Source organism: Agrobacterium sp. NPDC089420 (assembly GCF_044900305.1).
Classification (GTDB): domain Bacteria; phylum Pseudomonadota; class Alphaproteobacteria; order Rhizobiales; family Rhizobiaceae; genus Agrobacterium.
This window is the reverse complement of sequence record NZ_JBJDMY010000042.1, coordinates 1-9,921: the sequence shown is the minus strand read 5'-3', so window position 1 is coordinate 9,921 and position 9,921 is coordinate 1. Positions and strand designations below refer to the sequence as shown.

Sequence of the window (9,921 nt, the reverse complement as noted above, 5' to 3'; positions counted from 1 at the left end):
TGATCGCATCGCAAACCTCCGGTTTGCACCAGAGATTCAGATTCATCGCGTTTTGGGAAGGCCAAAGAGTCGAGATCAGCGAGGCGGCGTATAAGCCGAGCCATTGTCCGAGAGATGCTCGATAGCATGCGGGGCTCGGGTTGCTGCGAACCGCTTCTCGACTGCCTCCAGCATCATGTCGCGCACGTCCGAGCCGGAGATGCCTGCATTGGCAACAGCCGTCCATGCGATGATCTCGCGGTCGAAAGCGTCGATGATGAAGGCGAGACGGATGACCTCGCCGTTCCAGCAGGTGAACTCCAGACCGTCGGAGCACCAGCGCAGATTGGAGCGCATGACCATGACCTTGCCGTCATGGATGCGGCCCTTGCGAACGGCCGTATGCTTCTCCAGCAACATGGCGTGGTTGCCCATGATGCGGTGAACCCGCTTGGCGTTGACGACCGGCTGATCGGCGGCTCGCCTTTCGCGATTGAGGAGCGCGGCGATCCGCCGATAGCCATAGGTCGGCCGAGCATCCACCAGCCTGCGAATGGCGGGCAGAAGCTCTGCATCCTCGGCCTTCCGATAGGGTCCGCGCGGCTTTGATCTGCCTTTCAACCGCTCCACGAGGTTGGAACGGGACACCCCCAGCGTGTCTGCGACGGCTTTCATCGGGAACCGTCCTTCGGCAACAAGATCGGCCGCGATATCCGTTTTTTTGAGTCTGCTTTCGAAAGTGCTTCGCGGAGTATCTCGACCTCCATCGTTTTGCGGCCGAGCATGCGCTCCAGCTCGCGGACGCGGTCTTCAAGCTTCTTCACTTCCGAATTGCCGACAACCGGCTCGTCTGAATCCACGGCGGCAGCACCTCCCTCACTCAAGAGCCTGCGCCACCGGTAAAGCAGATTGGGCGCAACGCCATGGCGGCGAGCGGTCGAAGATACCGTCTCGCCTGGTTCGAAACTCTGCTCAATGATTGTCAGCTTCTGCTCGGTTGTCCACCGCCTGCGGCGGATATCACCCGTCAGCAATTCAACATGTCGATACTCGTTAGACATAAGCCTGTCCTCAAGCCCGTGCTTGAGCCTTTCTGCTTATGCCGACTGTCCGGTCGAAAGGGGGTGCAGTTCATATGGCGTGCGCAAGGTCTGGCGGCAGTTGCAACGCGAAGGCTACGACATCGCCCGCTGCACGGTCGCTCGGCTTATGAGGTCGATGAGCCTGCAGGGGATCATTCGAGGAAAGCCGGTCCGCACGACATTCTCGGATAAGGCAGCCCCGAGCCCGCTTGACCGGGTGAATCGCCAGTTCAAAGCCGCAGCACTAAACAGGCCATGGGTTTGGACATCCTACCCCAAGCGCATCATACCGGTTTGCAGGGTAGGGGATTACCCCTCTTCCTGCAAATTTGCCATGAACACCTCAGCCGGGTTTTGTATCCGAGGCATTTTCGCGGTTGATCGTTGAGGTGGCGGGCAAGGCGGGTCAAGTCGCGCTGAGAGACGGCGGCGATCACGGCACAATTCACCCTGATCGCTGCGCGACAACTAAATTTACCCTAGCCGTAGGTCGGAATGCCCTACGTCCTGCCGACCGACTGAAGGAAGAATCGTGCGCGCTCAGTCTGCGGATTGAGAAAAAACGATTCCGGATCAGCCTGTTCTACAATCTGCCCTTGGTCCATGAATACAATTCTATCTGAAATCTTTCTGGCAAACGACATCTCATGCGTAACAACAACCATCGTTACACCTGTTTTTGCTAGGCTCTGGATAACATCAAGGACCTCTCCAACCATTTCAGGATCTAAAGCCGACGTGGGTTCATCAAATAACAACACCTCCGGTTCCATGGCCAATGCACGAGCGATTGCTACTCTTTGTTGCTGCCCACCCGAAAGTTGATCAGGGTATTTCTCCATGTGCTCTCCAAGACCTACCCTCTCCAGAAGACGTCTGGATGTCTCTTCTGCATCGCTTTTTTTAAGTCCGCGAACCCGAATAGGAGCAATGGACACGTTACGTATAGCAGTCATATGAGGAAAGAGGTTAAACTGCTGAAAAACCATGCCGACCTCCGCCCGAACCTTTGCGAGATGTTTCCCCTCTCGGACCAGCACCCCATCAACTTCGACCCTTCCAGAGGTGTAAGACTCCAGTAGGTTAACACATCTGATCAGCGTGGATTTTCCAGATCCAGAGGATCCCAAAATTGCAACGACTTCCCCACGGTTAATCGTCAGATCGATACCTTTGAGTGCGTGAAATGAGCCATAGTGTTTTTCAAGCTTCGATATCTGGATGATCGCGTCTGAAGCATGCGAGTTTTCATTGCTATTTGTCATGATATAGACTCACAAATTCGTCTAGGCTCGGTGAAGCTTTTTGGCTTCAAGCAGCGCGACAATTCGAACAAGAGGGACCAGCAGGAGTAGGTACAGAGCCGCAGCGCCAATGAGCGGCGATGGATTGGCGTAGAAGGCCTGCGTCTGCGTCGCTTGCTTCAGGAGATCAGGAAGAGCAACGACGGAAGCCAAAGCGGTATCTTTTACAAGACCTACAGCAATACCAGTTGCGGGAGGGACGACTATCCGCATCGCCTGGGGAAGAATAATGTCGATCATTAGCTTTGGCCAAGTAAAGCCGAGCGCTTTTGCAGCCTCAAATTGCCCACGTGGTACAGCCTCAATCCCTGCCCTGAACGTCTCGGCCATGTACGCGCCGGCGACCAAGGATAATGCCGCTGCCGCTGCCCAGAATGAGCTCAATCTCGGCCCCAAGAATGGAAGAGCAAAGTATATCAACACCAACAATACTAGAAGAGGGATAGCGCGAAACAGATCTATGTAGATAACAGCGAGAATCTTCAATGGATTTATTGCGTACAATCGAATAAATACCAAAAAAAGCCCGATTACAATAGACAGCAACAAGCTGACAGTACCTAATAGTATTGTGACCACAAGCCCATTTATAAGCATAGGTCCAGATGACCTAAGGACATCCATATTCAAGAACGTAGATAAAAAATCCATTTATGCTTCCTTAAAGGTTAGGAATAGCTTTTTCGGAAACAGTGCTCGATGCTTCTTCTGCTTTTATACCGAGCCATTTCTCATAAAGCGCCGCTATCTCTCCGGATTTCTTCAACTCCGCGATCGCAGAATTGAGTTCGCCAAGGATTGGGCTGTTTTTTGAAACCATAAATGCGAACTGCTCAACTGTAGGAATCGTTGCCACTATGGAAAAACTAGGCTTGTCTTTGATGTAGTATGCAGCGCTCGGGCAATCATAAACATAAGCGGAGACCCTGCCAGTAGCGATGTCCAGCAGTGCCTCATTAGTTGAATCATAACGTCTGACTTCGCTGACACCCATTTCTTTTTGATTTGCAGTGGCCCAGATTTCTCCTGTGCTCCCGGTCACGACTGAGAGCACTTTTCCTGCCAGGTCTGAAAGACCCACAATTGTGCTTCTAGACGAAGTAACCACGCACTGATTGGAATCGAAGTATGGCTGAGTGAAAGACACTGAGCCCAGCCGCTGTTTTGTGACGGCGACGGTGCCCATCGCAACGTCTGCGCGTCCGGACTGCACAGCATTAAACAAGCTATTAAATGGCATCGACGTAAAATTCGGCGTCTTTCCCATCCGTTTCGCAAGGAGCTTAACGAGATCGATTTCGAACCCCGACAACGTCCCGGCACCATCTACAAATGCAAAAGGCACATTGTCAGTGTATGCCGCGATACTAAGTTCTCCAGCAGCGGCTGAACTCAGCATAAATGATCCTGTCAAAACCGAAAAACAGGTAAACTTCCACATCCTCTTATCCCCTTTTATGTTTTCTAACTCTTGCCGAATCCCACCAGCTACAACCGTGGTACGGCTACGGAGTGACATAGAAACGCCTCATCGGGCGGTTGAATCCTATGCGGAAGCTTCTGGCGCTTTCCTAGCAATGTGTTAATTTATCGAGCTAATATCTCTGATGTTTGCCAGATTCGATTATTTTTTGGAGATTTCTCGTGAGTATGGATACATTCGACCATCGCCTCTTGGACGAGTTACGCAAGAATGCGAGGATAAGCAACGTGGACTTAGGACGGCGGATTGGCTTATCCGCTTCGGCTTGCGCTAGGAGAATACGCGAACTTGAAAACAGTGGCGTTATCCGCGCCTACACTGTCGTCGTCAACAAAACGGTAGAAAAGATTGGGAAGCCAGTTTTCATACAGGTAAAACTCGCGAGTCCGTCGCGTGATGCAATGCGACGCTTCGAGGAAGCCGTCCGTCACTGCGAAGAGATACGGGAATGCTTTTTGATTACCGGGGCGTCCGACTACATTCTTCGTGTTGAAGTTGATGGGCTTGACGAATTTGAACGAATCCATTCCGAGGTTCTGTCACACCTCCCTGGCGTATCCAGTGTTTTGTCTAGCTTCACAATCCGTAGCGCTTTCTCTTATGAAACAGCGCCTGGCAAATTCCGATCACAGAAAACAAGGGTATTGCCTCAGATCTGACAAGGTCGATCAGAGGCTATATTTTTTTGGAGGGATGCGCCTCCATTCTTCAAATAATTGAAGCCTCTGGCAACACATCCTCTATTTTCAAGCAACTCACGGCATTTTTCTAAGGCATGTGGGGATTCATCGAGAATTGATAACGGCAGCGGCGAGATAGGCCACACCAGAGAAGCTGCGGTCTGTATTGCAGGCATGCATGGTGATGCACTTGAACTCCTTAAGCTTACAAAAGAAGTTTTCGATGAGATAGTGCCACCTTAGAGCTCGCGATCGAACTGCATCGGTCTGGCGCGACGCGGATTCTGTGAGATGACGATCTTGGCACCACGTGCATTGAGGTCGGCGACGATGGAGGCCTTGTCGACGATCAGGCTTCCAAACTCGATGCCATCGAGCAACGGTGGAACGCCCACCGTGTCGAAGCGATGCCCATCATGAGATGGAGGTGAACCAGATTGCCCAGCACGTCGGTGAGCGCGAGGATTTTTTTGGGGGGGCATGCGGCCTTTGGAACGACCGATGGCCTGGCTTTGAGCCCCCCTCTTTCGCCCTGCCCTGCCGGTGAGCCTTCACGATCGTCGCATCAACCATAGTGTTTCCATATCCTGCTCGTCCGAGCATGCCTCGAAAAGCCGGATGAAAACATCGTCATCCGAGCCAGTCCGTGAAGCGCCGGAAGGTAGTGCCAGTTGTCGAACTGAGCAGGTGAGCCCGCTACTGACTGCCTGTTCGTACAATCCACAGCACTGCTTCCATGGACCGACGATTGTCACTTCCATTCCGGTCGGGTCACCAGACAGTGTGACGCCATTCCTAACCCATTGGGCGTCAGTCGCAGCGTAGCGATCCATCCAAAGCATGATTCACACTCGTGAATCCCCACATGCCTTAGTATACCAAAGGCTGCAATATAGCCAATGCGTACAATCGGTCGGCCTGTATCACTTTGGCGCCCTTCGTCTGTTGTTTGCGCAGCAGGACAACGCGCTCAAATAGAAATTCGATATTGCCGCTGATCAATCTATAGTTCGGTGGCAATTGAGTGAAGTCTGTTATCTGATCGCGCCAGCATCGCTGCTCAAGGCCAATCACAAGGTGCGGCAACGATTTTTCACGTGAGGTGCAACCGCTCGTTTTTATCATAATTCCGTTATTTGTAGCCACTTATCGTCAAAAATTGGCAAAATTCGCCGATATCGCGCGCTTAAGGCTAAGACACGCGCGTTCACGGCAACTATAGTTTAATTCGAGATTAAGGCTTTGGCGCTGATCTGTCGTGCGGAGGAGTAAGCCAACGATTGGCTGTGTCCAGCGCGAACTAGGCATTCGTGACAGAGCACAGCAACAGATAGGAGAGAATGCATGTCTGGAGTTGCAAAGGTATCACGACTACGTATACGAGATACTGTCAATCACCTTCGCTCCTCGCAGATTCGTGAGGTGGCCAATTCAGCAATGGGTGAAACTGGCGTGGTTCCGTTCTGGTTCGGCGAACCCGATGAGCCGACCGCCTCAGCCATATGCCAAGCGGCAATCGACTCACTCTTACTCCGCGAAACAAAATACGTGCAGACACTCGGGATACCAGCTTTGCGTGAAGAGGTCGCGTCTTATGTCTCGAAGCTGCATGGCGCTAGAACCAGTCAAAACATCGCAATCACTGCATCGGGAACTGCTGCGCTGTCCTCAGTCATCACCGGTATTGTTGACTACAAAGATCGAGTAGTCGCAGTGACCCCTGTTTGGCCAAGCTTGGTCGAGATGCCAAAAATTCTCGGCGCGGAAGTTACGACGGTCAGCCTTCAATTCCGCACGCAAGGCTGGAGCTTAGATGTTGATCAATTGCTGGCTGAACTTACTCCAGGAACAAAGGCCGTACTGATCAACTCCCCGAATAATCCAACGGGTTGGGTAATGTCCAAGGAAGAGCAACAGCGCGTCTTGGAGCACTGCCGTTCACATGGTATTTGGATCATTGCAGATGATGTATACGAACGATACTACTTTGACGGTCCTATAAGTCCTTCGTTCCTGGATATCTGCGCTGACGACGACTTGGTTGTCAGCTGTAATTCGTTCTCCAAGACTTGGTCAATGACTGGTTGGCGGCTGGGCTGGATCGTGGCACCGGCAGAGGTCATCAATCAACTCAGCAAATTGATTGAATTTAGCACAGCCTGCTCGCCTGTCTTTGTACAGAAGGCCGCGCTTTATGCCTTAAATAATGGTGATGCGCTCATTCGAGACACGGCATGTCGTTTGAAATCTAGCCGCGATCACCTCGTATCTCGGCTCACTACGATACCGGGAGTTCGGGTGGGCGCCGTCCCGAAGGGTGCAATGTACGTCTTTTTCCAAATTGATGGCCTCACGGACAGTCTTGGATACTGCAAAAGGTTGATCCAAGATGCTAAGCTTGGTCTCGCACCTGGAATAGCGTTTGGTCCGGAAGGAGAGGGCTTCTTACGGTGGTGCTATGCAGCGAGTCCTTCGTCTCTGGACGACGGCATCAACCGCTTAAGCGAATATCTAAGAAGCAACTGACGGTTCTTTCATTGCATCTCATGGAAGACGTCACATTAGACACCTCGCCATAAATAATCAGAACATTTCAAAGGATTCCCAAATGGAGCGCTGGCGCCAAGTTCCTTCTGCGGTCGTTGCCGACATTATTCACGATAGCTCCATAGACCCCGCCATAAGGCCACTGCGTCCTGCAGGTCAACAGCCGCGTCTATTTGGACCAGCTCTGACCATAAAATGCGAGGGGCATGATGTCGGAGTCCTGATCCGCGCCCTGGACTTGTTGAACAAGGGTGACGTTCTTGTAATTGACGGTGGCGCTTTGCGAGATCGCGCTTTAATTGGCGAGATTCTATGTGGGCATGCTCGCCAGCGAGGCGCTGTCGGGATCGTGTGTGACGGTGCCGTGCGTGATTCTGCCGAACTTGTAAAATGGGAAGATTTCTCAGTCTTTTCCCGTTTTATTGCTGCACAAGGCCCCAGCATAGGGGCGGCCGGCCAGTTGAACGTGCCGGTCCTTATTGGTGGAACAACTGTCTTCCCAGGGGATATTATTATAGGAGACGATGATGGCTTGACTGTCGTGCGTCCAGAACAACTCAACGTCTTCATTGATGCAGCCAATGCCAAACTTAAGAAGGAAGATGTCTGGAAGCATAGCTTGAAAACGGGCACTTCCGCATGCGAGACCTTCGGCCTCACTCCAAGGTGATGGAGAGCCGAGTCCTTGGTGCTTCACTTTCCAAACGCACCAAGCTCCAAGGAGGATTGAGTGCTGTAGGGTGGAAGTCATCTTTAATGGCAAGGCTTTTAGGCCCATTAAAGCAAACTCTTCGCTCATCGCATGTTTACTAAAGTGCGTCGACCATCTCGTGTTTCAGAGATGGTCGCCTTATCTTAGGAAGTATCCCTCTGCCGCCATACGCAGAAACGGCATAGCTGCTCCTCAGGGACAGCCATGCATCTCTTGGTTTCCTGTCGCAGACGACTATTAGTCGATCCGTGATTTCAGACTTGAGTATGCTCGGAAATCAACGGAGTGAAGAGAACTACGGCAAGCGGGATATCAAAGCCATCACTCGAGTAGTTGGTGCTCAACATCACCGGTATCGAACGTGATAAAGGGCAGATAGCAGCGTGGCCAGCTCACAATGAGCCGGATCTGACCAAAAAACACCGCACCAGCCGATAGCCGGCAGTAACAAGAATTGCTTCATCATCACCTCCCCCGGCCCATTCCATTCGGCGGAGGCAAGATGGTCGATCTTCCCAGAAGCACGTTCTACTATTGGTTCACGATGACTGCAGGCCTCTCGGCATCGCCATAAAAAAGACGGTATGGGGCACATTACAGCCCCTTGCACGTAGATAACGACTGCGCGACACGACCGGATAGAGAGGCTAGCATTACTTTGGCAGAATGCATTTTGGCGGTCTGAAGCGGATTCTGCAGTGCGGACATCGTTCTGGGACTGACGTTGATAGGAGGGTGTTTATGACCGCGCGTCGGATGGCTGGCAGTGTCGGTTTAGGCGGGCCGTGCCTCTTGGTTTTTTTTCCCGCTTGGCCTGGTGTAGGCGCTGATGTTGCAGGAAGGCATAAGCGATCATTGTCATCAGCGCGTGTCGATGCAGACCTTGCCATGATCGGCCTTCGAAGTGATCGAGGCCGAGTTCTTCTTTCATTTGTTGATGCGCCTGGTCGCAGACCCATCGGGCTTTGATGGCAGCTGCTAGCTGCTTTAACGTTGCTTCGGCCGGCAGATTGGAGAGATGGTATTTGCGCTCGTCGTTCGAGCGCCATTCGCCCACCAGCCACGCCTCTTCGCCCGGCATATGCTGCTGTCCCTTGTCGAGGATACGTTGCGGACTACCATCAGCGATCCGAATGCGGAGCGCAGCAAAGCGCGCTGTCAGGCGACCTTTCGTGTCGCGACGCCAACTGACCTTCTTCCAGGAGGATGCTTCCAGGATCGTTTCGGCCGCCATCGACAGGGTGTCGGGGATCGAATGCTTGCGCGGTCTGCCATGACCGGAAACCGGAAAAGTCAGGGCGACATTATGGGGGTAGACCTTTTGATGTTTGGGAATACCGACAGCCCATGTGAGGCCGCGTGCACTGAGCCCCTGGCGAAACGCGGCCGATAAACCATAGCCGGCATTGGCGAGCACGGTGCCCCCCCGCGATCAGCCTGTCGATCTCATCGAGCGCGATCGTCGGCTTGGTGCGGGATATGCGCATCTCCTCGGGGACGACTGCCTTCACCATCCGATCTTGGTTACTGGTCCAGCTTTCCGGCAAGAACAGTCGCAAACCAACCGGAACGGGAACCTCATCGCGTGCCAACGTCAGCGATACCAACGTCTGGCAATTGGCGCGTTTGCCAAGCATCGAAGCATATTGCGGAGCGACCCCGACCGAATGATCACCCTTCTTCGGTAGACCCGTATCGTCGACCACCAGAAAGGCGTCTGAAGCTCCGACTATTCTGTCAGCCTGCACAGCCAGTTCCGTCTCAAGCGGACTGGCGTCCCAAATCCCATCCGAGATGAAATGATGCAGACGGTCGTAGTGATCGGGCGCAAGGCGTTCCGCCATCGGCTCGATACTCTTGCGATCACCCGGTCCGATCAGGCCTGAAATATATACCGGGCACATATGCCGCCGCTTTTTGTGACCAAGCTTCTCAACGAACGGCTTCAGCCAATCCGCCAGTGCAATATCCTGCTCCACCATCCACCGCACCCCTTTTGAGGGGCCAAAGATGGCCGATCATCGTTAACCGTCGATTAATCTGCCAAAGTAGATGGGATGGTTGCCGCCCTCCCCAAACGGCATCGCAATGTGCCAAAAAGGTGGTGTTGAGACCACGAAACAGAGAGAGCGGC

At 52.8% G+C, this 9,921-nt stretch carries 7 protein-coding genes and 4 pseudogenes; 4 read left to right on the top strand and 7 right to left on the bottom strand.

The window, feature by feature from the left end; genetic code table 11:
• Positions 1 to 90 precede the first annotated feature (90 nt).
• Positions 91 to 1,040 (bottom strand): annotated as a pseudogene (locus tag ACI2KA_RS26435) (IS3 family transposase); the annotation flags it as partial.
• A 73-nt stretch (positions 1,041 to 1,113) separates the two neighbouring features.
• On the opposite strand from ACI2KA_RS26435, the pseudogene ACI2KA_RS26430 reads away from it, so the two are divergent.
• Positions 1,114 to 1,323 (top strand): annotated as a pseudogene (locus tag ACI2KA_RS26430) (IS3 family transposase); the annotation flags it as partial.
• A 47-nt stretch (positions 1,324 to 1,370) separates the two neighbouring features.
• Here the strand turns inward: ACI2KA_RS26430 and ACI2KA_RS26425 are convergent.
• The 4 genes and pseudogenes from ACI2KA_RS26425 to ACI2KA_RS26410 form a co-directional block, all read right to left on the bottom strand.
• Positions 1,371 to 1,495: pseudogene (locus ACI2KA_RS26425) on the bottom strand (IS30 family transposase); the annotation flags it as partial.
• Positions 1,496 to 1,561: 66 nt separating this feature from the next.
• Positions 1,562 to 2,326 (bottom strand): amino acid ABC transporter ATP-binding protein, encoded by a 765-nt coding sequence (locus tag ACI2KA_RS26420; protein WP_404505408.1) that lies wholly within the window; start codon positions 2,324 to 2,326, stop codon positions 1,562 to 1,564.
• A 21-nt stretch (positions 2,327 to 2,347) separates the two neighbouring features.
• The gene (locus ACI2KA_RS26415) at positions 2,348 to 3,016 is read right to left on the bottom strand and encodes an amino acid ABC transporter permease (RefSeq protein WP_404505407.1); all 669 of its coding nucleotides are present in this window, start codon (positions 3,014 to 3,016) and stop codon (positions 2,348 to 2,350) included.
• Between the two features lie 10 nt (positions 3,017 to 3,026).
• Positions 3,027 to 3,806 carry an ABC transporter substrate-binding protein gene (locus ACI2KA_RS26410; RefSeq protein WP_404505406.1) on the bottom strand — a complete coding sequence of 260 codons (780 nt, stop codon included), beginning with the start codon at positions 3,804 to 3,806 and terminating at the stop codon, positions 3,027 to 3,029.
• 209 nt (positions 3,807 to 4,015) lie between these two features.
• On the opposite strand from ACI2KA_RS26410, the gene ACI2KA_RS26405 reads away from it, so the two are divergent.
• Positions 4,016 to 4,507, top strand: a complete 492-nt coding sequence (locus ACI2KA_RS26405) for an Lrp/AsnC family transcriptional regulator (RefSeq protein WP_404505409.1) — start codon at positions 4,016 to 4,018, stop codon at positions 4,505 to 4,507.
• A gap of 260 nt (positions 4,508 to 4,767) precedes the next feature.
• Here the strand turns inward: ACI2KA_RS26405 and ACI2KA_RS26400 are convergent, their stop codons facing one another.
• Complete coding sequence (locus tag ACI2KA_RS26400; RefSeq protein WP_404505405.1) at positions 4,768 to 4,908, bottom strand: hypothetical protein; 141 nt, start codon at positions 4,906 to 4,908, stop codon at positions 4,768 to 4,770.
• 964 nt (positions 4,909 to 5,872) lie between these two features.
• Between ACI2KA_RS26400 and ACI2KA_RS26395 the strand changes: the two genes are divergently transcribed.
• Together ACI2KA_RS26395 and ACI2KA_RS26390 are read left to right on the top strand one after the other, a co-directional pair.
• The gene (locus ACI2KA_RS26395) at positions 5,873 to 7,054 is read left to right on the top strand and encodes a pyridoxal phosphate-dependent aminotransferase (RefSeq protein WP_404505404.1); all 1,182 of its coding nucleotides are present in this window, start codon (positions 5,873 to 5,875) and stop codon (positions 7,052 to 7,054) included.
• A gap of 82 nt (positions 7,055 to 7,136) precedes the next feature.
• Positions 7,137 to 7,745 carry an RraA family protein gene (locus tag ACI2KA_RS26390; RefSeq protein ID WP_404505403.1) on the top strand — a complete coding sequence of 203 codons (609 nt, stop codon included), beginning with the start codon at positions 7,137 to 7,139 and terminating at the stop codon, positions 7,743 to 7,745.
• A 781-nt stretch (positions 7,746 to 8,526) separates the two neighbouring features.
• Here ACI2KA_RS26390 and ACI2KA_RS26385 read toward each other — a convergent pair.
• A pseudogene (locus ACI2KA_RS26385) lies at positions 8,527 to 9,769 on the bottom strand (IS701 family transposase).
• Positions 9,770 to 9,921 lie beyond the last annotated feature (152 nt).